This window comes from Micromonospora sp. CNZ299 (assembly GCF_002754415.1).
Window position 1 is genome coordinate 4949798 of record NZ_PEFG01000001.1, and the last position, 24601, is coordinate 4974398.

A 24601-nucleotide genomic window follows, 5' to 3' on the forward strand; every position below is an offset into this window, starting at 1 on the left:
CGGGGTCAGGCCCCCATCTCGGCCTCGTAGGCCCGGCGCAGGCGACGCCGGGCGGTGGGCGCGAGGCACAGGTGCCAGGCCTGCCCCTCGTCGATCACGTTCAGCTCCCCGGCCCGCTGCCTGTTCAGCAGCACCTCCGCGAGGGTGTCCCGCGCGCTGAAGCGCTCGAACCAGGCCAGCTCGACGTCGACTGAGTAGCCGAGGCAGTGCCCGCTGGGCAGCATCGCGGCGTACCCCAGGCGGCGCAGCCGGTACTGGTGCTCGGCGCTGCGGACCAGGCTGGTCACCCACAGCGGCGGGGTGGCCGGCGGCGCGGCGGCGGCGAACTCGCGTGCGATGTCGTTGAGCAGCGCCACCACCTCGCGTCGTGCCCGACGGAACAGCAGCCCCGCCGTACGCGGGGTGAGGTCCGGTCGCAGCCGCCGACGCAGCCCGCGCGCGGCCCGGCCCAGCATGGTGGCGGGCTGCTCCTGGTAGCGGAAGCCCAGCAGGTCGCGGCGGCGCAGCCATTCCAGGTCGACCAGTTCGGCGCTGCCGTTGACCTGGTCGTCGGTGAGGAACGTCGGGGCGTCCTGCCACCACAGCACGTCGATGCGGGAGAGCAGGTAGATCCGGACCAGCGCGGTGAGGTCGCGCGCCGAGGTGCGGTCGTTCGGCTGGTAGCGGGCCATCTCCAGCAGCAGCGTCTCGCGGGCGCCGATCAGCCCCTGCGGGGTGGCGTCGAGGACGTCGGCGAGCGCCGGTTCGCGCAGTCGTTCGTCGATGAGCACCTGTCGAGCGCGGGTGCTCGACGCGTCGGCCAGCGCGCCCACCTCGACCAGGAGCTCGGCGACGGCTGTCCGGTAGGCGGCGAGGTCCGGCTCGGGGGTGGGAAGGCGGCGGGGAGTCGTGCCGGGGGGCCGGCGGCGTGCCGGCGCGGTGGGCGACACGGGCGAACCGGGTTGCTGTCCCGGGCTACGGCTGGGCACACGCATGACGGGGGTCCCTTCTCCGGTCACGACACTGGGTGGTTCGCCCTGTAACACACCGTAATTGCCAAGACCGGAGGGGACCGAACAATCCTCCTATCTACTCCTAAGGGAGCCGACCGTCCGGTTGGACACCGGCGCTCGGCGGCACCAGGCCCTGCACCTCGGCGTACGACGGCAGCCCTACCGGCGCCGCGAGCCCGCCGGCGCGTACCTGGTCGGCGGCGGCGAGCGCGGCGGCCAGCGCCACCCGGAACAGCAGGGAGCCGGTGCTGACCCGGGCAACCCCCGCGGCGGCCAGCTCGTCCGGTCCTGGTCCACCCGGCTGGTACAGCGCGTTCACCGGGGCGTCGATCCGCCCGGTGAGCACGCGCAGCGTGGCCGGGTCGACGATGCCGGGCACGAAGATCCCGTCGGCGCCGGCGGCCCGGTAGGCGTGGGCCCGGGCGAGAGTCTGCGGCAGCGGGTCGTCCACCCCCAGCCACCAGGTGTCGGTCCGGGCGTTGACGAACAGGTCCGGCACCGCCGCCTTCACCGCCGCGACCTTGGCGGCGACGCAGTCCGGCTCGGTGAGGGTGCCGTCGGCACGCCCGTCCTCCAGGTTGATGCCGACCACGCCGAGCACGGCCAGCTCCGCCACGTACCCGGCGACCGCCGCCGGATCATCGCTGAACCCGGCCTCGATGTCGACGCTGAGCAGCACCGGCAGGTTGGCCAGCCGGCGGGCCAGGGCCAGGGTCTCCTGCGCGGTGGCCGCGGTGCCGTCGGGTCGGCCCGCGGCCGCGGCGACCCCGAGGCTGGTGGTGCCGATCGCCGGGTGGCCGCGCGCGGCGAGCGCCGCCGCCGAGGCGTGGTCCCAGGCGTTCGGCAGCAGCAGGGGTCGGCCGGTGTGGTGCAGGGCACGGAAGTCGGCACGGCGGTCGGTCATCGGACGCTCACCTCCAGGTTCGTCGGGACACGCAGGGTCGGGTGCGGCTCGTGGCGCAGGTCGGCTCGGAGACGCCGGCAGCGTGCGCGCAGCACGTCGAACACCCCGGCGGCCAGGGCCAGGGCGTGCCGGTCGCCGGGGCAGCCGCGCTCCCCCGCCCCGAAGGTCAGCAGACCCGCACCGGGCCGACCGGGCCGGAACGCCGCCGGCTCGCGGAACACCCGCGGATCACGGTTGGCGGCGTCGAAGCGCAGCAGCACCGGGCTGCCCGCCGGCAGGTCCCGCCCACCCAGGCGTACCCCGGCGGTGGTGACGCGCCGGGTCGCCCGCACCGGCGGGTCGAGCCGCAGCACCTCGGCCAGCATCGCGCCGGTCTCCGCCGGCCCGGGCACACCGCCCGGCAGGCCGCCGAGCGGTGGCAGCAGGTGGTGGGCGGCGGCACCGATCAGACCGGCCGTCGCGTCGCACGCCTGGACCAGCAGACCGATCAGGTTCGCCCGTACCTCCGGCGGGCCCGGCGGCGCGAGCGCCAGCAACGTCGCGACCGCCTGGTCGGCCCGCCGGGCCAGCGCCGGATCAACCCCCGGGTGGTACGCGGCAGCGACGACAGCGACCGCCGTCCCGGCGGCTGCCGGATCGGCGAAACCGAGCCGACCGGCCAGCACCCGCAGCGGCACCACCCGGGCCACGTCACGCGTCACGTCGAGGCGGTCGCCGGCCCGGTCCAGGACAGCGACGGTCAGCCGGGCCGTCTCGTGCCGCAGCTCGTCCGGGTCCAGCTCGGTCAGCGCGCTCACCACGACCGCCCGGCGCTCGGCGTGCCGCTGCGGCGGGCTGAACCGGCTGACCGAGGCGCGCAGCCAGGCGAGCGTGCCGGGCGGGCCGCTCTCGACGGCCGGCACCCGGAAGGCCGGGTCGGTGAGCGCCGCCCGTACGTCGGCGTGCCGCGTCACCCACCAACCGCGCTCCGGTTCGAACGAGGGCGGGCCGCAGTCCGGCGTTCCGGGAGCGGGAGCGATGTCAGGCCAGCTGTCAGTCACGGCCCGACCGTAGAACCCGAACCCTTCGCTTCCCACCGAACAGTCCCGCCGACCGCGCGCGCCCCGCCGCTGGCGGGGTGGGCGGGAGGGTCAGGCTCGGCCGCTGGTGGGTGTCGGGGGCGACGTGGGGGTGAGGGTGTCGTCCGGGACGTGCAGGGTCTCGGCCAGGGCGACGCGACCGATCGGGGTGAGGCGGATCGCGCGGCCGGCGCCCTGGGTGATCCAGCCCAGGTCGGTGAAGCGGCGGCACAGTGCCGCCCCGAGCGCCCCGGCCAGGTGCGAGCGGCGTTCGGTCCAGTCGAGGCAGTCGCGGACCACCGGGCGGCGGGCGGTGCGCAGCACCTGCACGGGTACGCCCAGGTCGGCCGCCCACGCCCACCCGTCGGCGGTCAGCGCCAACCCGCTGGACCGGTCCAGCCGTCCGTCGGCCAGCAGCGCGTCGTACATCAGCACACCGAGGCGCCCGGCCAGGTGGTCGTAGCAGGTCCGGGCGTACGCCAGAGCGGCGCTCGCGGTGGCGGCCCGCAGCGACCCGACCGGCGCGGGTGGGGTCGGCGCGTGCCCGGCCAGGTCCTCGATCAGCTGGGCCACCGACGGCCCGGCCAGCCGCAGGTAGCGGTGCCGGCCCTGCCGTTCCTCGACCAGCAGCCCGCCCCGGACCAGCCGGGTGAGGTGGTCGCTGGCCGTCGACGGGGCGACCCCGGCGCGGCGGGCCAATTCCCCGGCGGTCCACGCCCGGCCGTCGAGCAGCGCGAGGCAGATGCCGGCCCGGGTGCCGTCGGCCAGCAGCGCGGCGAGTTCGGCCATTCCCCGGCCCTCGGTGCCACCACTCATGGCCCCATCATCGCCCCGGCCACCGGCGCGGTGAGCGGCCGGGTGCGGCACGCGGGTACGCGAGACCGCAGGCGTCGATCTCTTTACAACGTTGTATCCATCGTTGTAGAAACGAGGGCACGACCCCACGCCCACTCCCCCGAGGCAGGTCCACATGCGACACCTCCGCCGCGGCGGCGCGCTCGCCGCCGCGCTCGGTCTGATCCTGGCCACGTTGGCGCCCCCACCCGCCGCCGGCTCCGGTGGGCCGTCCCGCTACGACAATCCGATCTCGGTCGGGGTGGGCGACACGTTCGCCGACCCGGTCATCGTGCGCGGCGACGACGGCTTCTGGTACGCCTACGGCACCACCGACCCGCTGCGCGAGGGCGAGCACGAGTTCCACCGGGTGCCCACCGCCCGCTCGGCAAACCTGGTCGACTGGGCGTACGTCGGGGACGCGTTCGGTCCGGAGCAGCGGCCACCGTACGCGGCGCCCGGTGCGGCCTTCTGGGCACCTGACGTGCGCCGCGTCGGCGATCAGTGGGTCATGTACGTGACGGTCACCGACACCACCGTCTCCGCCGAGGGCAGCGACTACGCCATCGGCGCGGCCACCGCGCCCACCCCGACCGGCCCGTGGACCTTCGCCGCGCAACCCGTGGTGGCCCCCCGCCCCGGCGGGGGCGGCGGCTATCTGTGGACCATCGACCCCAGCCAGTTCACCGACGTCGACGGCCGGGGCTACCTCTACTACGGCAGCTACTACGGCGGCATCTCGGTCACCGAGCTCAGCGCGGACGGGCTGACCGCCGTGGGCACACCCACCCAGGTGGCGATCGACAACAAGTTCGAGGGCAGCTACGTGCTGCGCCACGACGGCTGGTACTACCTGTTCGCCTCAACGGCCAACTGCTGCGCCGGCCCGGCCACCGGCTACTCCGTCCAGGTGGGACGCGCGCGCAGCCCGCGCGGCCCGTTCACCGACCGCGACGGCGTCGCGCTGACCGCGTCCCGGGCGGGTGGCACGCCGGTGCTGACCCAGAACGGCAACCGGTGGATCGGCACCGGGCACAACGGCTTCCTCACCGACCTGTCCGGCCAGGACTGGATCGTCTACCACGCGATCGACCGCGCCGACCCATACCTCGACGAGCCGTTCGGCATCAACGAACGCCCGATGCTGCTCGACCGCCTCGACTGGATCGACGGCTGGCCGGCCGTGAACGCCGGCGCCGGACCGTCCGAGGGCGCCCGACCCGCACCGGTGACCACCGGCCGGGTCGACGACCGGTTCGACAACACCGGGCTGGCCGGCTGGCGACGTGCCACGGGCCAGTGGCGGGTCACCGACGGCCGGCTCATCGGCAGCGGCGCGCTGACCAGTCGTACCACTGTGGGCGGTGACGTGCGCGCGGAGACCGACCTGCGGCTCACCGGCGCGGCCAGCGCCGGGGTCACCCTCGGCGACCGGGTCGAGGTCCGCGTCGACGCGGCCGCCGGCCGGCTCGTGGCCAGCGACGGCCGCCGCCGCGCGAGCACGCCGCTGCCCGTCGGGCTCGACCTGGCCGACCCGCACAACCTGGCCATCGAGGTACGCGGACAGCAACTCGTCGCCGAACTGAGCCCGGCCCGCCTCGGTGACCAGGTCGCCGTGGTGTCGCTGCGGCTGGACCGCCCGGTCGCGGGGCGCCCTGGGCTGGCCGCCGCCGGTGGTCCGGCCGAGTTCGACAACGTCAGCGTGGCCCGACTGTTCCAGCCGGCGAGGAGGGCGGTGCCCGAGCCCCGCGTCGGGGCGCCGCTGCGGGCGTACTCCGACGAGTTCACCGATGGGCTCGACGGCGACTGGCGGTGGGTCCGCGACGACCCGGCGGTCACCGCCGCCGACGGCGCGCTGCGCTGGCCGGTGCAGTCGGCCGACCTCACCGGCACCGGCAACACCGCCGGTGTGCTGCTGCGCGACGCGCCGCGCGGCGACTACGTCGTCGAGACGAAGGTGACGCTGGACCTGGGTGAGGAGTCCGTCCGCAACTACCAGCAGGCGGGCCTGGTCGCCTACGTGGACGACGACCGGTTCGCCCGGCTGACCCAGGTGGCGATCTGGAACACCCGGCAGGTCGAGTACGGCTACGAGCTGCCCTTCGCCGGCCAGCCGGTCTACGGCGGCAGCATCGTCGGCACCCCGGCCACCACCACCTGGCTACGACTGGCGCACCACGTCGACCCGGCCACCGGGGAGCACGAGTTCCGGGCCGGTTCCAGCCGGGACGGGCGTACCTGGACGTGGGCTGCGGTGTGGACGTTCCCGGCCGACACCACTCCCCGGATCGGCCTGGTGGCGCACGGCGGCGCCGAACCGGCGGTCACCGCCGAGTTCGACTACCTGCGCTTCTACCGCTAGAGCGGCGGGCCCCCTGACGAGGTGCGGGGGGCCCTTCGACCCGGTCAACGTCGTATCCATTGACGCACTTGCCGACTGCCCTACCCTGAAGGAGCCGCGGCGCCACTTCGGCAAGTCGAGGCCCTAGCGCCCGCAGCCTGGGCGGATGGAAGCAGCCGCATGAACAGGACAACGTTCAGAAGCAACCGAACCCCTCGTCGACTGCGCGCCGTGACCGACCTGCAGTTCCCGGCCAGCGGGCGGCAGCAGCTACGAAACCGGCACCCCCATCTCAGCGACGACGACATCGCCCTCGTCGAAACCGCAACCCGGCAGTGGTTCCGGATCATCGCCCGCCAGGGCAGCGCGAAGCTGTCGGTGCCGTCGGTGGTCGTGGACGATCTGTGGCAGGAACTGACCCGGCATACGCAGGACTACGCCGCCTTCTGCGACGCCGCGTTCGGGCGCCCTCTGCCGCACCAGCCCAGGCCCGCGACCGGCGGAGGCATGACCAACGCCGATCGCAGCGCCCTGCTCGCCACGCTGGACCACGGCCGCCGGGACGAGGGTTGTGCTCCGACCGGCCTTCCCCTGCTGTTCCGGGTCGACCAGGAGGTGCGCGTCCAGAATGGCAACCGCTACCTGGCCGACTGTGGAGGCCGTGGCGAATGTTTCCCGGTCTCCGACCGCGTCTGCCTGCAACACCTCGCGGGGCCGGGCAAGCGGCCCAAGCCGCGCGGCATCCGCGGTGATCTGCCCTTCAACGACGGCCGCCACGGATACGCCGGCGGTGCAGGCGGCAGTGGCGGAGGCGAGTTCAGTGGCGGGAGCGACGGAGGGGGCGGCGACGGCGGTGGCGGCGGGGGCAGCAACTGAAGGCCCCTGACACGCCGCGACGGGCCTAGGGCGTGGTCAGCTGTGTCAGCGTCCGGTCCGTGCCGTCGTAGCTGCGCGCGGCGTCGAAGTCCCCGGTCGGGCGCTGCCCACCGGCGACGGCACGGGCCAACCGCAGGTCCGCGTTGCGAAAGCGCAGGGCCAGGCTCAGGTGTGGCACCCACGCCCCCGGAGCGTGCCACGGCCGGTGCCCGTCGGCCTCGGCGAGAACGTCCCAGGCGGCGGCGTGCAGCGCGGTCAGTGCCGACGTGGGTTGCACGAGCCAGACCAGCGGGGCGCTGCCGTCGAGGACGACAACGCGGTCGAGCGTGACCGGGATCGGGAGCGCGGCGTCGAACAGCTCGGCGAGGCGGCGCTCCACGCCGGGCGGGAACTCGTCGACGGCGGCGAGGGTCAGGTGCGGCCGGTTGGTCGGGTGGGTGTTGCGGGCCAGGCTCGGCAACCCGGCAGCCGCCAACCGGTCCCAGACCGCCCGAACCTCGGCATCCAACCCGGACGAGCAGACCAGTTCGACGGTACGCACCCCGCCACGCTAGCGGGACTGCTCCGCCCGACCGTCCGATCCCCCAGGCAATGCGCTCCGCGCAGCCACCCCCCGCGTCGATCATGAAGTTAGCGTCGCGACACGCCGGCATCGACGCCGCTAACTTCATGATCGACGGGGCGGGCGGGGCTCGGGGAGGCCGATGAGTGGGTGGGCGGGGGTGGGCTCCGTCAGAGCCAGCCGTTGTTTCGGGCGGTGCGGACGGCTTCGGCGCGGTCGGTAGCCCCGAGTTTCTGTACGGCGGCGGAGAGGTGGTTGCGGACGGTGCCGGTGGACAGGTGCACCCGGCGGGCGATCACCGCGACCGGCGCGCCGACCTCGGCCAGCCGTAGCGTCTCCAGCTCCCGTGGCGTCAGCGGGCACGCCGGCAGGGTCAACGCGTCGGCGGCGAGCGACGGGTCGACGTACCGTCCGCCGGCGTGCACCCGGCGGATCACGTCGGCGAGCGCGCCACCGGGCGAGCCCTTGGGCACGAAACCGCGCGCCCCGGCGGTCAGTGCCTGACGCAGGTGCCCCGGGCGGCCGTGCCCGGTCAGCACGACCACCGCGCACTCAGGACGGACGCGGGCCAGCTCGGCGGCCACCGCGATGCCGTCCAGGCCGGGCATCTCCAGGTCCACCACCGCCACGTCCGGGTGGTGCGCGAGCGTCGCGGTGACCGCCGTGGGTCCGTCGGCGGCCTGGGCCACCACGTCGATGTCCGGTTCGAGGCCGAGCAGTGCGGCGACCGCGACCCGGATCAGGTCCTCGTCGTCGGCGAGCAGGACACGGATCACGACGGCACCGGCACTGTCGCCTCCAGGGTGAACACCCTGTCCTCCCGGCGGACCCGCAGCTCTCCCCCGACCGCGGCCAGCCGGTCGGCCAGGCCGCGCAGGCCGTGGCTGTGCTCGTCCGGGCCGCTGTCGTCGGCACCGTCGTTGGCGATGGTCATCCTGGCCCCGCTCTCGTCCCGGTCGATGTGGATCCGGCACCACTCGGCCCGGCTGTGCCGCAGCACGTTGGTGCCCGCCTCGCGCAGCACCGCCGCCAGTTCGGTGGCGGCCGGCTGAGGCAGGTCGACGTGTGGCGGCACCGTGCAGCGCACCCCGCAGGAGCGCAGCACGTCTGCCACCGCGGTCAGTTGCTCGCCGAGGTCGACGGCCCGGTAGCCGTGCACGCTCTCGCGGACCTCGGTGAGCGCGGACGCGGCCAACCGTTGCACCTCGGCGGCCTCCCGCCCGGCCCGCTCCGGGTCGACCGGTGCGAGCCGCGCGGCGAGTTCGGCCTTCAGCGCGATCACGGTGAGACTGTGCCCCAGCAGGTCGTGCACGTCACGGGCGAAGCGCAGCCGTTCCTCGGCGGCGGCCAGCCGGGCCTGGGCGGCCTGACCCTGCCGAGCCTCCACCAGCAGGTCCCAGAACCAGACCTGGAACCAGTTGACCGCGGCCACGCCCACCCCGACGCCACCGGTCACGGCCAGGGACCGCCCCACGGAACCGCCGGTCCACCAGGCCACCGCCGCCGACACGAGCAGGGCGCCGGCGGTGACCGCCAGCGCGCCCGGGAGGCGGACCAGCAAGGGGGCCATCCCGACCAGGGAGGCCCCGATCCACGCCCAGGTCGGCCAGGTCCCGGCCGCGACCGGGGCCACCAACGGCACGGTCAGCGCCGCCACGACGACCAGGCCGAGCTGCGCGCGACGTCGCCACCGTTGCGCGAGCCAGGGGGTGACCGCCGCGTACAGCACAGCGGTCTGGGTGGCCGCGAAGAGGAGGATCCCGACCGCGCCGAGCGCGACGCGGCCGGGGGACGGCTCCCGGGCCAGGCCGGCCGTGGGCAGCAGGACAGTCGCCCACACGCCGGTGGCCAGCGACAGCAGCGTCGCCCGCCGGGCCCGGTGCAGCCGGCGGTCCGCCCGGGGAGTCACCGCCTCGCTCGCCACGCACCGATCCTAGGACCGCCCGGTGTCCGGTCCACCCGTGCGAGATGTCACGGTTGGACCGTGCGATCCGCACGGGTTTCCGGTGACGGACGAGCCTGCCCACCGCGCCGGGACACCGGCAGTGTCAACGGCATGGAAAACACACGGGTGTACGCGGACAGCATGGTCGTACCGTCGCCTGCGCCGATGCCGGCAGCGCCCGGCACCGGCACGCGGCGGCTGTGGTGGCATCTCGCCGAGATGGCGCTGGCGATGGTCGTCGGGATGCTGCTGCTCGGGCCCCTGTGGGACGCGGCCGGCGCCCCGCTCGGGATCACCGGGACGCTGGACCGGCCGGACGTCGCCGCGCTGGTGATGGCCACGAACATGACGGTCGGAATGACGGTGTGGATGCGCTACCGGGCGCACCACTGGCGTGGGGTCGTCGAGATGGCCGCGGCGATGTACGTGCCGTTCCTGTTGGTGCTCGTACCGTTCTGGGCCGGCCGGCTGGATGGCGACGCCCTGATGCTCGGCGGTCACCTGCTGATGGTGCCGGCGATGGTGCTGGTGGCGGTGCGCCATCGGCACGAGACGCCGGTGTCGGTACGCCGGCACCCGGCCGTGGTGGCGCTGGCCCACCGCTGGCCGACCGGGCTGGCGCTGCTGATGACGGTGGACATGTGGGTCGAGCCGAGGGTGCTCAACCCGTGGACGATGCTGGTGCTGCCCGGCGGGTACCTGCTGATCGGCGTGGTCCGACGCACCCTGCGCGGGCCGGGCGTGCTTGCCACCCAACTGGTCGGCCTGGTCGTCTGGGTCACGCTGACGCTGGTCGCGGTCGCGGTGGGGGGTCAGACGGCCGCGTGGCTGGTGGCGCTCGGTTGGCTGGCGCACGCCGGGTGGGACCTGGCCCACCACCGCACCGGCCGGGTGGTGCCGCGCTGGTACACCGAGGGGTGCGCCGTGCTCGACACGACGCTGGCGGGCATCATGATCCTGGCAATCCTGAGCGGCGCCGTCTGACGGCTCTGCCCGCCGGGGGCCGAAAGGGCAGGATCTGCACAGGAATGGTGAAACTGCTGCCTCAGGCGTCGCGGAGGCAGCAGTTTCAGCGTTGCTGCGCAGATCCTGTGGGGGTGTCCCGGGGGCGCTGATCGCGCTCTTGTGGCGGTCGGCGCAGCGGCTTGGACGGCGTAATGAAAGGCTTGGCACATGAGTTCCGCACCTGCACAGCACGACGCACCGATCGACGCACCGATTGACGCCGCCCCCGCCGGCGCCGAAGAGGTGTACGCCTTCACCGAGCTCGGGCTGCGTCCCGAGCTCCTGGGCGCGCTGTCCGCCCTCGGCTACGAAGAGCCGACCCCGATCCAGCGGGAGGCGATCCCACCACTGCTGGAGGGTCGGGACCTGCTGGGCCAGGCGGCCACCGGCACCGGCAAGACGGCGGCGTTCGCGCTCCCGCTGCTGAACCTCATGACGGCACACCGCCAGGGCGGTGACCCGGTGGCGCTGGTGTTGGTGCCGACCCGTGAGCTGGCGGTGCAGGTCTCCGAGGCGTTCCACCGCTACGGCAAGGACCTGGGCGCCCGGGTGCTGCCGATCTACGGTGGGCAGCCGATCGGGCGGCAGCTGCGGGCACTGGACAGCGGTGTCGACGTGGTGGTGGCCACCCCCGGGCGGGCCCTCGACCACATCGCCCGGGGCACCCTGCGCCTGGGCGGGCTCGCCACGGTGGTGCTCGACGAGGCCGACGAGATGCTCGACATGGGCTTCGCCGAGGACATCGAGGCGATCCTGGAGCACGCTCCGACCGAGCGCCAGACTGTGCTCTTCTCGGCCACCATGCCGTCGCGCATCGACGGGATGGCCCGGCAGCACCTGCGCGAGCCGGTCCGGATCGAGATCGGCCGGGAGCCGACGGTCGCGGGCGAGGCGCCGCGGGTGCGGCAGAGCGCGTACATCGTGACCCGGGCCCACAAGCCGGCCGCGTTGGGCCGGGTGCTGGACGTGGAGTCGCCCACCGCGGCGATCGTGTTCTGCCGCAGCCGGGAGGAGGTCGACCGGCTGACCGAGACGATGAACGGCCGGGGCTACCGCTCCGAGGCGCTGCACGGCGGCATGAGCCAGGAGCAGCGCGACCGGGTGATGGGCCGACTGCGGGCGGGCACCGCCGACCTGCTGGTGGCCACCGACGTGGCGGCCCGTGGGCTGGACATCGAGCAGCTCACCCACGTCGTCAACTACGACGTGCCGTCCGCCCCGGAGTCGTACGTGCACCGGATCGGCCGGGTGGGCCGGGCCGGCCGCGAGGGCGTGGCGATCACCCTCGCCGAGCCGCGTGAGCACCGGATGCTCAAGACCATCGAGCGGGTGACCGGCCAGCGGATCACCATCGACAAGATCCCCACAGTGGCCGACATGCGGACCCGCCGGTTGGAGCTGACCCAGGCGGCGCTGCGGGAGAGCCTGCTGGAGGACGACCTCGACCCGTTCCGCGTCATCGTGGAGACGCTGACCGACGAGTTCGACCTGATGGAGGTCGCCCTCGCCGCCGTGAAGCTGGCCCACGAGGTGACGTCGCCGGGCTCCGACGACGAGGAGGAGATCCCGCAGGTCCCGGTACGCGGTCCCCGCGAGGGTCGACCGGAGACCGGTGGCCGGGGCGGAGACCGTCGGGGCGGGGGCCGGCCGCGCTCCGGCGGCGGCAACACCGTCCAGGTCTTCGTCGGCCTGGGCCGGCGCGCCGGGGTGCGCCCGCAGGACCTGGTCGGCGCGATCACCGGGGAGACCGGGATCCGTGGTCGGGACATCGGCTCGATCGAGATCGCCGACCGGTTCTCGCTGGTCGAGGTGCCGCAGGGAGTCGCCGACGAGGTGATCTCCGGGTTGCGCCAGAGCACGATCAAGGGCCGCAAGGCCACAGTGCGCCGCGACCGCGGGGGCGACGAGCGCTGAGCACGCCGCCGGCGACCGCCGGCCCGAGCACGCCGCCGGCGACCGCCGAGGTACGACGGTCGCCGGCGCTGCGGATCAGAAGGAGTACGGCCCGAACCGGCCCCACGCCACCACAGCGGCGAGCACGAGCAGCACCGCGCAGGTGATCGCGCCTTGCAGCTCCGTACGACGTTGCTCCGCCGTGTCCTGCTTCTTCCTGTCGCGCAGGTGCACGAGGACGCCGCCGATCATGACGATGACCAGCCCGGTGGCGGCGAGCGGGGTGAGCACGGTGGCGATGCCGGTGAGTGGGGGCAGCACCAGCCCGAGGGCGGCCAGCAGCTCGACGGCGCCGAGCGCCTTGACCTGGGTCGGCGGGACCGGGTCCACCCACCGCATCAGCTCGCGCAGCTTGTCCTTGGGCTGGGTCAGCTTGGCGAAGCCGGCGCCGGCGAAGACGACGGCGAGCAGGATCTGGATGATCCAGAGCACCACGTTCACGGGGGTTCCTCCAGGGGGACGCCTCGCGGCGAAGAAGAGGTAGTTGAGGATTCAAGCGAGACAGTAGACCTCTCCTCGCGTACGCAGAGGACCCCCGCCGTCTTCACAGACGGCGGGGGTCCTTGTGCTCGGAGCGTCAGGCCGCGAAGAGCGCCGGACCGTCCAGCGTCTTGACGTCGGCCGGGCGCAACGCCAGGGCGAGCACGTCGGCCACGTCGGCCAGGGTGTGCACGGTCAGCGCCTCGCGCACCTCGGTCGGCAGGTCGTCCAGGTCGGGCTCGTTGCGCGCCGGGATGATCACCTCAGTGAGGCCGGCCCGGTGCGCGGCGAGCAGTTTCTGCTTCACCCCGCCGATCGGCAGCACCCGACCGGACAGCGTCACCTCGCCGGTCATCCCGAACTCGGGACGGACCGGGCGGCCGGTGACCAGCGAGGCCAGGGCCGTCACCATGGTGATGCCGGCGCTCGGGCCGTCCTTGGGCACCGCGCCCGCCGGGAAGTGGACGTGGATCCGGCGTCCGGCGAGGACGTTCGGGTCGATGCCGAACCGGCGCCCGTTGGAGCGCAGGTACGACAGGGCGATGTGCGCCGACTCCTTCATCACGTCGCCGAGCTGGCCGGTCAGGGTCAGCCCCGGCTCGCCCTCCATGCTGGTCGCCTCGATGAAGAGCACGTCCCCACCAGCGCCGGTGACGGCGAGGCCGGTCGCCGCACCGGGCACGGCGGTGCGCTCGGCCGACTCCGGGGTGAACTTCGGTCGCCCCAGGTAGCGGGTGAGGTTGTCGGTGTCGACGCGTACCGGCGACGGATCGGTCGCCAGCGTCACCGCCACCTTGCGCAGGATCTTGGCGAGGCCACGTTCGAGCTGCCGGACACCGGCCTCCCGGGTGTACTCCCCCGCGATCAGCGCCAACGCCTCGTCGGCGATCTCCACCTCGTCGGCGGTCAGCCCGGCCCGCTCCCGCTGCCGGGGCAGCAGGTGGTCACGGGCGATGGCGACCTTCTCGTCCTCGGTGTAGCCGTCCAGGGTGACCAGCTCCATCCGGTCCAGCAGCGGGCCGGGGATGGACTCCACCACGTTGGCGGTGGCCAGGAACAGCACGTCGGACAGGTCGAGGTCGACCTCCAGGTAGTGATCCCGGAAGGTGTGGTTCTGCGCCGGGTCGAGCACCTCCAGCAGGGCGGCGGCCGGGTCACCGGCGTAGCCGGCGGCCAGCTTGTCCACCTCGTCGAGGAGCACGACCGGGTTCATCGAGCCGGCCTCGCGCAGCGCGCGGACGATCCGACCGGGCAGCGCGCCGACGTAGGTGCGCCGGTGACCGCGGATCTCCGCCTCGTCGCGGACGCCACCGAGCGACACCCGGACGAAGTTACGCCCGAGCGCGCGCGCCACGGACTCTCCGAGGCTGGTCTTGCCGACTCCGGGAGGGCCGGCGAGGGCGAGCACCGCGCCGGAGCCGCGACCCCCGACCACGCCGAGGTTGCGCTCGGCACGACGGTTGCGCACGGCCAGGTACTCCAGGATGCGGTCCTTCACGTCGGCCAGGCCGGCGTGGTCGGCGTCGAGCACCGCCCGGGCCGCGGCCAGGTCGGTGTTGTCCTCGGTACGCGTGCCCCACGGCATCTCGAGCACGGTGTCCAGCCAGGTGCGGATCCAGCCCGCCTCCGGGGAGGCGTCGCTGGCCCGCTCCAGCTTGCCTACCTCGCGCATGGCCGCCTCGCGGACCTTCTTCGGCAGCTCGGCGGACTCGACCCGGGAGCGGTAGTCGGCCGAGCCGTCCGGCTCGTCCTCACCCAGCTCCTTACGGATCGCGGCGAGCTGCTGGCGCAGCAGGAACTCCCGCTGGGACTTCTCCAGCCCCTCGCGGACGTCACTGTTGATCTGCTCGGTGACCTCCTGCTCGGCCAGGTAGTCCTTCACCCAGCCGACCAGCAGCTCCAGCCGGGCGGTCACGTCCGGCGCGGTGAGCAGCTCGGTCTTCTGGTCCAGGGTCAGCCAGGGCGCGTAGCCGGCCGAGTCGGCCAACTCGGACAGGTCGGTCATCCGCTCCACCGCGTCGATGACCTGCCAGGCACCCCGCTGCTGGAGCACGGAGGTCACCAGGGCGCGGTACTCGCGGGCGAGTTCCCGGGCGCGGCCGGCGGGAGCGGGTTCGTCAAGTTCGGAGGCCTCGACCCAGAGTGCGGCGCCGGGGCCGGGCACGCCGGAGCCGATCCGGGCCCGGGACAGGCCACGGATGACGGCGGCGGGCTCACCCTCGGGCAGCCGGCCGACCTTCTCGATGGTGGCGACCACGCCGACCGGGCCGTACTCGCCGTCGATGCGCGGCACGGCCAGCAGCTTGCGGTCACCGGTCGCCCGGGCTGCGTCGATCGCGGCCTGGGTGGTCGGGTCGAGGGTCACCGGGATGACCATGCCGGGCAGCAGCACGGCGTCGGTCAGGGGAAGTACCGGAAGAGTTGCCATCGAACACCTGCTATCGCGTTGAGTTGAGCGTGTCTGGCTCAAGTAACAAAGCGTTCCCCTTGTTCCGCTCTGTGACCCAGACCACTCTTCCGGCCGGTCCGTCGGGCCGCCCGAAACCGGCGGGCGACCCGACCGGACACGTCAGGTGAGCTTGCTCTTGACCGTGTTCACGACCGAGCCGGCCACACCCGGATTGGTGCCGTACAACCGCGGGTCCCCCGGCGGCAGCACCGGCTCCGGGGCGTTCGCCCGCGGGCTGTCGCCGTACCGGAACTCACCCTTGCCATCCGGCGTGGGCCCGGACGCCCAGCGCCCCTCGTTGGCATCGGTGCCCGAGGAGAAGCTCAGGTAGGTGTAGCCGAACTCCTCGGTGAACTCGCCGGAGTCCGGGAACGCCTCGGGCACCGGCATGTCCTCCAGGCCGTCCTCCTTGAGCTGCTCGATCGCCGCCAGCCACATGTTCTGGTGCATCGTGTCGCGGGCCAACAGGAAGCGCAGCATCTGCTTGACGCCCGGGTCGTCGGTCATGTTGAACAACCGGGCGACCTGGAGGCGACCCTGCGCTTCCGCCGTGACGTTGAGCTGGAAGTCGGCCAGCAGGTTGCCGCTGGCGGTGACGAACGAGCCGTTCCAGGGCACCCCGTTGGAGTCGGCGGGCAACGCCCCGCCACCACCATGGATGAAGTGCGCCGGGTTCGACGCGGCGTAGGTCGCCGCGCCCCCAGGGTTGGCCGCGACGCCCTCCGACAGCGACAGTGGCGCGTTGTCCAACAGCCGGGTGATCATCGTGACGATCATCTCGACGTGGCCCATCTCCTCGGTGCCGACATCGAGCAGCAGGTCCTTGTACTTACCGGGCAGCCGGCAGTTCCACCCCTGGAACAGGTACTGGTTGGCGACGGTCATCTCGCCCCACTTGCCGCCCAGAACCTCCTGCAACCGGCGGGCGAACGCGGCGTCCGGGCCATCCGGTTTGGCCTCGAACTGTAGGTCCTTGACATGGCTGAACATCTGACCTCCTTGGTACGGGAACTGGCAGACGGTGTCGTTCCCGCCTCGGTGACCCGACCGGGCCAACCCGTGTCCCGGTGGGGTCAGCGCAGCGGGTGAACCGTCGGCAGCAGCACCTCCAGCGCCACGCCGCGCGGTCGCAGTCGGTGCACCCGCAGCGCTCCCCCGTGCGGCACGAGAAGCTGCCGCACGATCCACAGCCCCAGCCCGGACATCCCGACCGCGGGCGCCGGGCGGCGCAACGCGGACAGCAACGCGTCGTCGACCCGTCCCTCGTCGGTGACCAGGACACTCAGGCCAGGCCCGCGCACTGTGGCGTACAGACCGACCTGCCCGTCCGGTGGCCCGTGCCGCAGCGCGTTCTCCACCAGGTTGACCAGCACCTGGCGGGTCCGTCCGGCCGGCACCTGGCAGGCGCCCGCCCGCCGGGTGGCCCGCGCACGCCGCCGACCGGCCGGCACCAGCGCGGCGGCCTCGCGCAGGATGCCCGCCAGCGGGACGGCCGGCTCCGGCTGTGGGGCCAGCGCCAGCACGCCGGTGCCGGCGGTCGCGTCGCGCAGCAGGCTCTGCAGGTGGACGGCCTGGTCGCGGGCCAGCTCGGTGATCGCCCGCCGGTCGGCGCCGCTGAGCTCTCGCTGCTCGTCGGCCAGGGCGCGGGTCAGCGAGGTCAGGGTGCTGATCGGCGTACGAAACTCGTGGCACAACACCCGCAGCAGCAACTCCGAATCCGCCACCGGTGGTCCCATCTCACCCGGAGTTGGCTCGATCCGGCGCAACCCTCGCAGCAGGCCCTGCAGACCGTGGCGTGCGCGCATCCACCCGACTCCCCTCGTTCGGTGCGTACCCGCATGATCGGTACCCGCTGGGGAACGGCGCAGACATGCCGGGAGCCTCCACCATGCGACTTGTCGTCGTGGACGATCACCCCCTCTTCGTCCGCGGCCTCGAACTGCTGCTCCCCATCACCACCGAGGGCCGTGCCGAGGTGGTCGCCTCGACCGGTGACGCGGCGGCCGCCGCGGCGCTGGTCAGCCAGTGGCAGCCCGACCTGGCACTGGTCGACCTGCACATGCCGCCACCGGGCGGCATCCGGGCGGTAGGCGCGATCCGACGGACCGCCCCACGGGTACGGGTGGTCGCGATGTCCGGTTCCGCCGACCCGGCACCGGCCCTGGAGGCGCTGCGGGCCGGCGCCGAGGGGTTCCTGCCCAAGACCAGTGAACCGGAGGAACTGCTGCCCCCGCTGCTGGCCGTCCTGGAGGGGTGGGCGGTGCTGCCGGCCGAACTGCTGCACGCCATGCTGCGGCCCACCCGCGCCACGCCGGTCGACCTGGACGGTGAGGAACGTCGGCTGCTGCGGGCGATCGCCGCCGGCCGCAACACCATCGAGATCGCCGACGAACTGCACGTCTCGGAGCGGACGGTGAAACGAATGACCGCCGCGTTGCTGCGCAAGTTGCGGGTGTCCAACCGGGCGGAGGCAGCCGCCCTCGCCGGGCACGCCGGCCTCCTCGACGAATGAGACCGCTTCATCGCGTGCGATTCACGGTTTTGCTTGGTAACGGAATCGCGACGCGCCGAATGGATGGGACGCATATTGTTGCGGATTACCGGGGTGATAGGTCAGACTTTGGACACATCCCGCCGCACACAGGGAGTAATCGGCAATGGCGAGAAAAGTAATCACGGTCCTGACCGACGACCTCGACGGTGGGAAGGCCGACCGGACGGTCGAGTTCAGTCTCGACGGCGTGGCCTACACGATCGATGTCTCGGACGAGAATGCCGGTGTCCTGCGCAAGGCACTGGACCCGTACATCAATGCGGGTCGGCGGATCGGGCGTGGCCCGGTGGAGAGCGCCCGCACAGTCCGGCGGCCGGGGCGCCCCGTCGGCGCGGGAATGGATCGGGCGCAGAACCGGGCCATCCGGGAATGGGCCGTCAAGAACGGCTACAAGATTTCCGAACGAGGCCGGATCCCGGTCGAGGTCGTCGAGGCTTACAAGAGCCGCTGACGCAGGATTTGACGATGGGGCCCCCACCGGAAACGGTGCGGCCCCATCGGTTTGTCCGGGCACCGAAACGACACGGCGGCCGGTCACCCGGGGATTGTCGCCCCGGATGACCGGCCGCCGCCGGTCACGCTGGATCAGTTCACGGTGATCCGCACCGAGTCGAACGCGGGCGTCTGGTTGGCCCGCTCCATCATCGGCAGGCGGTGCGAACCGTCGCCGGCCCAGACGGAGCACTGTGCCGTACCCGACTCCGGCAGGCCCGGGATCTGGATGGTCACCTCGTCAGGCTGGGCGCCACCGCGGCCGTCCTCGGTCGCGACGAAGAACGCGGGCACCTCCTGCGGCTCCGGCGGAGCGGTCAGGCTGTCCAGCATCCGGCATGCGGTGTGGAAGTGGCCCCGGACCAGGCCCTGGGCGTTGAGCAGCGAGCTCTCCACGTAGTAACCACCCTGACCGGCGGCGAGGAAGCGGTCCCGGACCAGGTTGCGGGTGCTGACCCGCAGGGTGAAGGCCTGGTTCTGGCCGACCTGCTGGGGGGACTGGGTGATCAGCAGTGACGGGTTGTTCGCGGCGGCGCCGACCTCACCGAACTCGGTGCTCACGCAGCGGTTGCCGTTCTGGAAGCCGTTGTGCGGCTGGAGCTGGCTCTCGTCACAGTCGTTGGCCAGCACGCCGAGCCCGGCGCCGGGGGCGGTGCCACCGTTGTTGCCACCGGGAGTGGTGGTGGGGGTGGTGGTGGGGGCGCCGCCACCGTTGTTGCCGCCGGAGTTGTTGGTCGGCTGCACCTGGCACTCGGCGAGCTGCGCGAGACCCTGCGGCCGGGGACCGACCCGGTCGATGGCCGTCGTGATCCGGTCCAGCACCGCGCGCCGCTTGCCGGCCAGCGGTTGAAGGATCGCGCTGCGGATGAACGCCTCACCCTTGTTGCCCTCGGCGGCCAACCGGCGGTCCGCCTCGGCGATCTGGGCCTGCAACTGGGCGAGGTTGCGGTCCACCTCGGCCCGCGCCCGGTCCGGCACCTGCGGCAGTTTGGCCGTCACGTCCGGGCAGGCAATGGCCGTGCCGGTGCCGACCGTGCCGTCCTTACCGTCCTCACACTCGGGGACCGACTGCTGTCCGTCACCCCAGTGATTACGCACCCACCGACCGTTCTGCCAGGTGCGGCTGGTCGAACCGCCGCCCGTCGGCGCGGTCGCGCCTGGGCTCGGTTCCACGCACTGCCCAGCAGCCGGGCGCGGCTTATTTGTCCGCCGGTCCTGGGCCGACGAAATCTGGGTCACGGCGACGACTCCGCCGAAGACCACGAGCGTGCCGACAACGGCCAGCAGACGCTTGCTCCGCGCGTTGCCGGATGACCGGCTCGCCCGTGTGGACCTGCGCATCGAATTGTTCTCCTTCTCGATCCGGTAGTGGATTCCTGGCCTCGGCGGACCGACGGATGTCAGATGGCACGCCACGGCGGCGAGCACCGTGACCTACCCGGTGGTGCGTCGATGGCCGACGATGCCCTTTCCACACCGTCCCCCGGGTCCCGACGACGCGGATGGGAGATCCTGTTCATTCGCGCAGGAGTACGGGTGGGCCACGGGGAAGGTTCAACCGGCGCACAGGAAATTGCCGCGACCCGGCATCGAGCCGGCGCGGAGCGGAAAATCAGCAGGTGGAACGGGTGCCGATCAGTCGGCGCAGAGGTGGTCGAAGGCGAATCCGCCCACCAGTTCGTGGCGGCGCCCGCTCAGCGCGACGATCTGCGCGGTCAACTCGGCGCGCGGCACCAGGTCCGAGGCGACGTTCTCCCGCAGCCGTTCCCCGACGGCGACCGTGGCGAGGTCCTCGGCCAACCGGGCCGCGTCGATGCCGCAGGAGAAGCGGTGCTCGGTCACCGAGACCCGCTCGACGAGGCACGCGTCGGGGCGGACCTGCACCCAACTCCACCCCTGCGCCGGCCCGTCCACCCAGCGCACGTGCAGCCCCCGCACGATCGGGTCGGCCACCCGCCCGGCCACGTACGCCTCCACCGCCGCCGCGCGGGTCAGCGCGCCGAGGTCGTTGACCGGTCCGGTACGGCCGTCGGGCAGCCGACCGAGGATGTCCCGGAAACCCACCGGGGCCGGGTCGTCCCCGGCTGCGGTCACGCCGGCGCCTCCCGCGGCGTAGGCGCGCGCGTCGATCACGTACTCCACCAGGCGGCGGCCATGCTCGGCCGCCCGCAACGTCGGCGACCCGATCCGCAGCACCGGCAGGCCGACGGCAGCGCTCACCGCGTCCTTCAGCCGCTCGACGCGCTGCTCGGCAGAGCCGGCGGGCGCGACGGGGCCGATCTCCACGGCGGAGATCGGCCGGCCGGTGTCGGCCGCGTAGACCACGAAGTCGAAGCTGGCGCGGCTGGCCGAACTCCACTGGCTGCCGGTGACACCGGGCGGGCGGCCCTGGACCAGGTCACTGAGCCGACGCGCCGGGTAGACCTGGTGGCCGGCGCGGGTGAGCAGCGGGTCGCGCCCATCCCCGGCGGGCACCGCCCGCAGCCAGCCGCGGTCGTCGCTGCCGATGCTCGTCATCTGCCTGATCCATCCGCCGGTCGGTCGAGCCGGGCCGAGTCTAGGTGGTCGATCATGACCTGCACCTCGGCGGTGCGGCCGGTCCGGCGTACCCGGCCGATCGTTACTCGGCGGCGCCCATCACCAGGCCCTCGATGGTGTGCTTCTGCCGGATCGGCTCCAGCCGGTCCACGACCGGGCAGGGCAGGTGCTCCCGGACCATCGGCGGCAGGCTCTCCCAGTAGCCGTGGGTGACGGCCATGTCGTGGTGGGCGGCGTTTCCCGCTCCCGGGGCGTCGACGCCGAGCACCAGCACCGGGCGGGCCGACCGGGAGACGTTCGGGGTGCCGCGGTGGATGGTCAGCGCCGAGCGGGCCGAGATGTCCCCGCGCTGCGGGTACTTGCGCACCGCCCGCTGCTGGTAGCGCGGGTAGCGCTCCCGTGGCGGGAACATCTCGTGGTCGAAGTCGGCGCCGTGGTCCCACTGGGTGCCCGGGGCGATCTCGAACGGACCCATCTCCTCCACCGTGTCGACGGTGGTCAGATTGAACGCCAACGAGGTGAGGCGCCGCTGCCTGCGGGTCTCCTCCGGCATCGGGAAGTCCCGGTGCCACGGTTGCATGGCGGCGCCGGGGAAGGGAATGTCGAAGCCCAGCTCGACGATCTCGTACTCCGGGCCCAGGACCGCCTGGCAGACCGCCACCACCCAGGGCTGGGTGACCAGGTCGACGAAGCCCCGCAGCTGCTCCGGATGGATCTCCACGTACCAGCGCTGCGGGCCTCGTCCGACGGCACCGTCGGGCCGGGAGCGCGCCTCGTCGAACGCGGCGGCGACATCCTCGCCGACCTGGTCCACCCACGCCACGTCGAAGGCGCCCCGGCAGGCCGTGATGCCGTCGCGGTAGAGGTCGCCGAGCGCCTCGACCGGCACCTCGTCCGGGGCGACGGACGTGGGGTGGGCGGGCGACGTCGCTGGTTGGGCCGGGGAGACGCGCATAGGGGGCTCCTGGGGGTCGAAGCGTGCATTACAACGTTGTAGAAGCGTGTCAAGAACCAACAACCGGTGCCAGCACTCGAGGCGAACGTGTGACGCAGCTCACGTCGAAGTCGTGTTCCACGGGTGCGCGGCGGGTGTATTCAGCCGGGTCGCCGGTAGCGGACCGGCCGGGAGGTCAGCATGTCGCGACAACAGCTCGGCACCCCCGCCGGTAGCGGTCTGGCCGCTGGCCAGCGGCAGGATGACCCGCGTCGCGTCCGTCGGCCCCGACTGGCCGGTGACCCGACCATCCGCCGGCGCCCTCGCGCTGATCGCGCGGGCCGACACCACCGGCTTCCTTCGCGGCCCGTCGCCATCCGCCCGACCGTCGGCACCACACGGACCACGCGCGTCATCCGGGCCAGCAGCCCCACCACGCCTGCCGACGCGGGCCGGTATCCGACCAGTCGACGTCGTGCCGCGCCGGACCGCCGTGAGCCGAGCACCGTCACGGCGGCGGACGTCGCACGGATCGCGGCCGAAGCAGCCCGCCGGGTGCCCGGCGTGACCGGCGCCCACCCGACCGCCGTGCGTCTGGGCGGCGGGTCCGTGGGACTCGACCTGCACCTGGTCACCTCGTACGGGCACAGCGTGCCCGTCGTGGCCGAGGCGGTCCGGGTGGCGGTCTCCGAGCGGGTGGCCGCCGACACCGGCGTCGGCGTCGCCGCAGTGACCATCACGGTGGACGACCTGCTCGTCCCCGGGGTGGACAGCGCTGGGGCAGGACGGCCCGTCCGGCGGCCGGAGGCCGACATGCCGACGATCAACCGGGCCGCCACGGTGCTGCTGGCCGTCGCCCTGCTCGCCGGTGGCGTGCTGCTGGCCGTGCAGGCGCTGCTGGTCACGCTGGGTCGCCCGGCGTCGCTGCTCGCGCGCACCGGCTGGTACGACGCGCTGACCAGGACCCGTTGGCACGACCCGGAGGTTCGCGCCGTGGCCGGCGGGGCCGTACTGCTGGGCCTGGTGATCCTGGCCGCCCAGCTGCGCCGCTGGACACCGGCCCGGCTGCGGATCGACGAGCGGGACGGCTGGCACCTGCGGCGGCGGTGCCTGGAACGCCGGTTGACCGAGGCGGCGGCGACCGTGCCGGGTGTACGCCAGGCACGGGTGCGCATCCGGCGGCACGGTGACCAGTGGCGCCCCCGGGTGCGGGCCACCGGCGACCCGACCGCCCGCGCGGAGGTCGAGTTCGCGGTGCGTCAGGAGCTGCGGCAGCTCGCCTCGCATCGTGTCGGCCGGATCGAGATCCGGCTGCTGCCCCGCCGGCGGCCGGCATGACGGACGCCGCGCACCGGCTGCTGTGGACCGTCGTCGCGCTGCTGCTTGTGGTGCTCGGAGCGACAGCGCTGGGGGCCAGCCTCGGCTCGCTGCCCGGCAGCGACCCGGGTGCGCCGCTGCTCGGGGCGGGGTTGCTGGACGCGTGGCGAGTGGCCGCGCCGTGGAGCACAGTGGCCGCAGCGGTCGTCGGAGTGCTGACGGCCCTCACCGGGCAGCGCCTGTTGGACCGTGAGCTGCGTCGGCGCCGCCAGGCACTGCACGGCATGCTGAGCCACCCCGGACGCCACCCGGGACGCACCCGCCTGGCTACCGACGTGCTCGTCGACGCACTGGAGCGCGACCTGACCGGCGACCCCGGGGTGCGCCGCGCCCGGGTGGTGCTCACGGGCACACCGGGACGTCCCGACGTGTGGATCCGGGTGGATCTGGCGACCGACGCCCGGGCCGACGCCGTACGCGAGCACGTCGACGCCGCGATCCGCCGGTTCGCGACGACCGCCGGCTGCACACCTGCGCACCTCGACGTGACCGCCCGCATCGACCCCGGCCGGCGCGGACCGGGGTTGCCACGACGGGCATGATCGGTGCCGGGACCGGTGGCGGACGGAGGTGCGCGGGTGCGGGTGGTGTCGTTGGTGCCGTCACTGACCGAGGCGGTGGCGGTGACAGTGCCGGGAGTTCTGGTCGGGGCCACGGACTGGTGCAGCCGCCCGGCCGGGCTCGACGTCGCGCGGGTCGGCGGCAGCAAGTACCCGGACCTGGACCGGGTGCGCGCCCTGCGGCCGGATCTGGTGCTGCTGAACGTGGAGGAGAACCGCCGCGAGGACGCGGAAGCGCTGCGGGCGGCCGGCGTGCCGGTGCGGGTCACCTATCCGCGTACGGTCGCGGGCGCTCTGACCGAGCTGGGCGAGCTGCTCGCCGAGCTGGGGGCGCCGACGGAGCCGGCCTGGCTGCGCGACGCCCGGCGGGCGTGGGCCGAGCCGCCCCGGCTGGCCCCGCCCCGCCGGGCGGTGGTGCCGGTGTGGCGTCGGCCATGGGTGGTGCTCGGCGGCGACACGTTCGCCGGTGACGTGCTGCGTCGGCTCGGCGTGGTCAACACCTACGACGAGCATCCCGAGCGCTATCCCCGTCCCACGCTTGCCGAGCTGCGCGAGCGGGAGCCCGAGCTGGTGGTGCTGCCCGACGAGCCGTACCGGTTCACGGCCGACGACGGGCCCGAGGCGTTCCCCGGCGTACCGTGCGCACTGCTCTCCGGTCGGCACCTCACCTGGTACGGCCCCTCGCTGGCCGAGGCGCCCGCCCTGCTGGCCGAGCAGCTGACCCGCCCGGTCGTGGCCGGCTGACCC

23 protein-coding genes are annotated in these 24601 nt (G+C 73.4%); 9 read left to right on the forward strand and 14 right to left on the reverse strand.

What is annotated here, in order from left to right; translation table 11 throughout:
- Nucleotides 1–5 precede the first annotated feature (5 nt).
- The 4 genes from CLT68_RS22575 to CLT68_RS22590 form a co-directional block, all read right to left on the reverse strand.
- Nucleotides 6–974 (reverse strand): DUF5715 family protein, encoded by a 969-nt coding sequence (locus CLT68_RS22575; RefSeq protein WP_099853791.1) that lies wholly within the window; start codon nt 972–974, stop codon nt 6–8.
- 100 nt (nt 975–1074) lie between these two features.
- Nucleotides 1075–1896: an isocitrate lyase/PEP mutase family protein gene (locus tag CLT68_RS22580; protein ID WP_099853793.1), complete on the reverse strand. Its 822-nt coding sequence runs from the start codon at nt 1894–1896 to the stop codon at nt 1075–1077.
- The gene (locus tag CLT68_RS22585) at nt 1893–2936 is read right to left on the reverse strand and encodes a cytochrome P450 (protein ID WP_486482280.1); all 1044 of its coding nucleotides are present in this window, start codon (nt 2934–2936) and stop codon (nt 1893–1895) included. The genes CLT68_RS22580 and CLT68_RS22585 overlap by 4 nt, the downstream gene beginning before the upstream one ends.
- 90 nt (nt 2937–3026) lie before the next feature.
- Complete coding sequence (locus CLT68_RS22590; protein WP_099853797.1) at nt 3027–3770, reverse strand: ArsR/SmtB family transcription factor; 744 nt, start codon at nt 3768–3770, stop codon at nt 3027–3029.
- Nucleotides 3771–3924: 154 nt separating this feature from the next.
- Between CLT68_RS22590 and CLT68_RS22595 the strand changes: the two genes are divergently transcribed.
- Nucleotides 3925–6150, forward strand: coding sequence for a glycoside hydrolase family 43 protein (locus CLT68_RS22595; RefSeq protein ID WP_099853799.1), 2226 nt, complete (start codon nt 3925–3927; stop codon nt 6148–6150).
- 210 nt (nt 6151–6360) lie between these two features.
- Nucleotides 6361–7005 (forward strand): hypothetical protein, encoded by a 645-nt coding sequence (locus tag CLT68_RS22600; protein WP_099853801.1) that lies wholly within the window; start codon nt 6361–6363, stop codon nt 7003–7005.
- Between the two features lie 25 nt (nt 7006–7030).
- Here the strand turns inward: CLT68_RS22600 and CLT68_RS22605 are convergent, their stop codons facing one another.
- The 3 genes from CLT68_RS22605 to CLT68_RS22615 all read right to left on the reverse strand — a co-directional run bounded on the left by CLT68_RS22605 (nt 7031) and on the right by CLT68_RS22615 (nt 9491).
- Nucleotides 7031–7546, reverse strand: coding sequence for a 2'-5' RNA ligase family protein (locus CLT68_RS22605; RefSeq protein WP_099853803.1), 516 nt, complete (start codon nt 7544–7546; stop codon nt 7031–7033).
- 191 nt (nt 7547–7737) lie between these two features.
- Nucleotides 7738–8343: a response regulator transcription factor gene (locus CLT68_RS22610; RefSeq protein ID WP_099853805.1), complete on the reverse strand. Its 606-nt coding sequence runs from the start codon at nt 8341–8343 to the stop codon at nt 7738–7740.
- The gene (locus CLT68_RS22615; protein WP_099853807.1) at nt 8340–9491 is read right to left on the reverse strand and encodes a histidine kinase; all 1152 of its coding nucleotides are present in this window, start codon (nt 9489–9491) and stop codon (nt 8340–8342) included. Before CLT68_RS22615 ends, CLT68_RS22610 begins: the two co-directional genes overlap by 4 nt.
- A 132-nt stretch (nt 9492–9623) precedes the next feature.
- On the opposite strand from CLT68_RS22615, the gene CLT68_RS22620 reads away from it, so the two are divergent.
- Complete coding sequence (locus CLT68_RS22620; protein ID WP_486482281.1) at nt 9624–10496, forward strand: DUF6010 family protein; 873 nt, start codon at nt 9624–9626, stop codon at nt 10494–10496.
- A 189-nt stretch (nt 10497–10685) separates the two neighbouring features.
- A complete protein-coding gene (locus CLT68_RS22625) occupies nt 10686–12431 on the forward strand; it encodes a DEAD/DEAH box helicase (RefSeq protein ID WP_099853809.1) in 1746 nt (581 codons plus the stop codon).
- A gap of 75 nt (nt 12432–12506) precedes the next feature.
- Here the strand turns inward: CLT68_RS22625 and CLT68_RS22630 are convergent, their stop codons facing one another.
- The 4 genes from CLT68_RS22630 to CLT68_RS32665 all read right to left on the reverse strand — a co-directional run bounded on the left by CLT68_RS22630 (nt 12507) and on the right by CLT68_RS32665 (nt 17204).
- Complete coding sequence (locus CLT68_RS22630; protein ID WP_099853811.1) at nt 12507–12911, reverse strand: DoxX family protein; 405 nt, start codon at nt 12909–12911, stop codon at nt 12507–12509.
- A 136-nt stretch (nt 12912–13047) separates the two neighbouring features.
- Nucleotides 13048–15378: an endopeptidase La gene (gene lon / locus CLT68_RS22635; RefSeq protein WP_099853813.1), complete on the reverse strand. Its 2331-nt coding sequence runs from the start codon at nt 15376–15378 to the stop codon at nt 13048–13050.
- Between the two features lie 141 nt (nt 15379–15519).
- Complete coding sequence (locus tag CLT68_RS22640) at nt 15520–16389, reverse strand: manganese catalase (protein ID WP_099853815.1); 870 nt, start codon at nt 16387–16389, stop codon at nt 15520–15522.
- Nucleotides 16390–16472: 83 nt separating this feature from the next.
- Entirely contained in the window at nt 16473–17204 is a 732-nt protein-coding gene (locus CLT68_RS32665) for a sensor histidine kinase (protein ID WP_143743226.1), read from the reverse strand.
- Nucleotides 17205–17287: 83 nt separating this feature from the next.
- Between CLT68_RS32665 and CLT68_RS22650 the strand changes: the two genes are divergently transcribed.
- Nucleotides 17288–17911 carry a response regulator gene (locus CLT68_RS22650; RefSeq protein ID WP_433650721.1) on the forward strand — a complete coding sequence of 208 codons (624 nt, stop codon included), beginning with the start codon at nt 17288–17290 and terminating at the stop codon, nt 17909–17911.
- A gap of 145 nt (nt 17912–18056) precedes the next feature.
- Complete coding sequence (locus CLT68_RS22655) at nt 18057–18404, forward strand: histone-like nucleoid-structuring protein Lsr2 (protein ID WP_099853821.1); 348 nt, start codon at nt 18057–18059, stop codon at nt 18402–18404.
- 134 nt (nt 18405–18538) lie between these two features.
- On the opposite strand, the gene CLT68_RS22660 is transcribed toward CLT68_RS22655, so the two are convergent.
- The 3 genes from CLT68_RS22660 to CLT68_RS22670 all read right to left on the reverse strand — a co-directional run bounded on the left by CLT68_RS22660 (nt 18539) and on the right by CLT68_RS22670 (nt 21938).
- Nucleotides 18539–19786, reverse strand: a complete 1248-nt coding sequence (locus CLT68_RS22660; RefSeq protein ID WP_099853823.1) for a hypothetical protein — start codon at nt 19784–19786, stop codon at nt 18539–18541.
- A 294-nt stretch (nt 19787–20080) separates the two neighbouring features.
- Nucleotides 20081–20962 carry a DUF2726 domain-containing protein gene (locus tag CLT68_RS22665; protein WP_099853825.1) on the reverse strand — a complete coding sequence of 294 codons (882 nt, stop codon included), beginning with the start codon at nt 20960–20962 and terminating at the stop codon, nt 20081–20083.
- A 103-nt stretch (nt 20963–21065) separates the two neighbouring features.
- Nucleotides 21066–21938 carry a phytanoyl-CoA dioxygenase family protein gene (locus CLT68_RS22670; RefSeq protein WP_199177122.1) on the reverse strand — a complete coding sequence of 291 codons (873 nt, stop codon included), beginning with the start codon at nt 21936–21938 and terminating at the stop codon, nt 21066–21068.
- 180 nt (nt 21939–22118) lie between these two features.
- Here CLT68_RS22670 and CLT68_RS22675 point away from each other — a divergent pair, with 180 nt between their 5' ends.
- The 3 genes from CLT68_RS22675 to CLT68_RS22685 are packed head-to-tail and all read left to right on the forward strand — an operon-like array spanning nt 22119 to nt 24598.
- The gene (locus tag CLT68_RS22675) at nt 22119–23255 is read left to right on the forward strand and encodes an Asp23/Gls24 family envelope stress response protein (protein ID WP_099853827.1); all 1137 of its coding nucleotides are present in this window, start codon (nt 22119–22121) and stop codon (nt 23253–23255) included.
- Nucleotides 23252–23836 carry a hypothetical protein gene (locus CLT68_RS22680; RefSeq protein ID WP_099853829.1) on the forward strand — a complete coding sequence of 195 codons (585 nt, stop codon included), beginning with the start codon at nt 23252–23254 and terminating at the stop codon, nt 23834–23836. Before CLT68_RS22675 ends, CLT68_RS22680 begins: the two co-directional genes overlap by 4 nt.
- A 36-nt stretch (nt 23837–23872) precedes the next feature.
- Entirely contained in the window at nt 23873–24598 is a 726-nt protein-coding gene (locus CLT68_RS22685) for a helical backbone metal receptor (protein WP_099857492.1), read from the forward strand.
- The last annotated feature ends 3 nt before the right edge of the window (nt 24599–24601 follow it).

Coding starts and splice junctions, on each gene's coding strand:
- CLT68_RS22620 (WP_486482281.1), top strand. CDS start 9,624: ATGGAAAACACACGGGTGTACGCGGACAGCATGGTCGTACCGTCGCCT.
- CLT68_RS22670 (WP_199177122.1), bottom strand. CDS start 21,938: ATGCGCGTCTCCCCGGCCCAACCAGCGACGTCGCCCGCCCACCCCACG.
- CLT68_RS22575 (WP_099853791.1), bottom strand. CDS start 974: ATGCGTGTGCCCAGCCGTAGCCCGGGACAGCAACCCGGTTCGCCCGTG.
- lon (WP_099853813.1), bottom strand. CDS start 15,378: ATGGCAACTCTTCCGGTACTTCCCCTGACCGACGCCGTGCTGCTGCCC.
- CLT68_RS22625 (WP_099853809.1), top strand. CDS start 10,686: ATGAGTTCCGCACCTGCACAGCACGACGCACCGATCGACGCACCGATT.
- CLT68_RS22590 (WP_099853797.1), bottom strand. CDS start 3,770: ATGAGTGGTGGCACCGAGGGCCGGGGAATGGCCGAACTCGCCGCGCTG.
- CLT68_RS22665 (WP_099853825.1), bottom strand. CDS start 20,962: ATGACGAGCATCGGCAGCGACGACCGCGGCTGGCTGCGGGCGGTGCCC.
- CLT68_RS22655 (WP_099853821.1), top strand. CDS start 18,057: ATGGCGAGAAAAGTAATCACGGTCCTGACCGACGACCTCGACGGTGGG.
- CLT68_RS22580 (WP_099853793.1), bottom strand. CDS start 1,896: ATGACCGACCGCCGTGCCGACTTCCGTGCCCTGCACCACACCGGCCGA.
- CLT68_RS22675 (WP_099853827.1), top strand. CDS start 22,119: ATGTCGCGACAACAGCTCGGCACCCCCGCCGGTAGCGGTCTGGCCGCT.
- CLT68_RS22595 (WP_099853799.1), top strand. CDS start 3,925: ATGCGACACCTCCGCCGCGGCGGCGCGCTCGCCGCCGCGCTCGGTCTG.
- CLT68_RS22680 (WP_099853829.1), top strand. CDS start 23,252: ATGACGGACGCCGCGCACCGGCTGCTGTGGACCGTCGTCGCGCTGCTG.
- CLT68_RS22660 (WP_099853823.1), bottom strand. CDS start 19,786: ATGCGCAGGTCCACACGGGCGAGCCGGTCATCCGGCAACGCGCGGAGC.
- CLT68_RS22640 (WP_099853815.1), bottom strand. CDS start 16,389: ATGTTCAGCCATGTCAAGGACCTACAGTTCGAGGCCAAACCGGATGGC.
- CLT68_RS32665 (WP_143743226.1), bottom strand. CDS start 17,204: ATGCGCGCACGCCACGGTCTGCAGGGCCTGCTGCGAGGGTTGCGCCGG.
- CLT68_RS22650 (WP_433650721.1), top strand. CDS start 17,288: ATGCGACTTGTCGTCGTGGACGATCACCCCCTCTTCGTCCGCGGCCTC.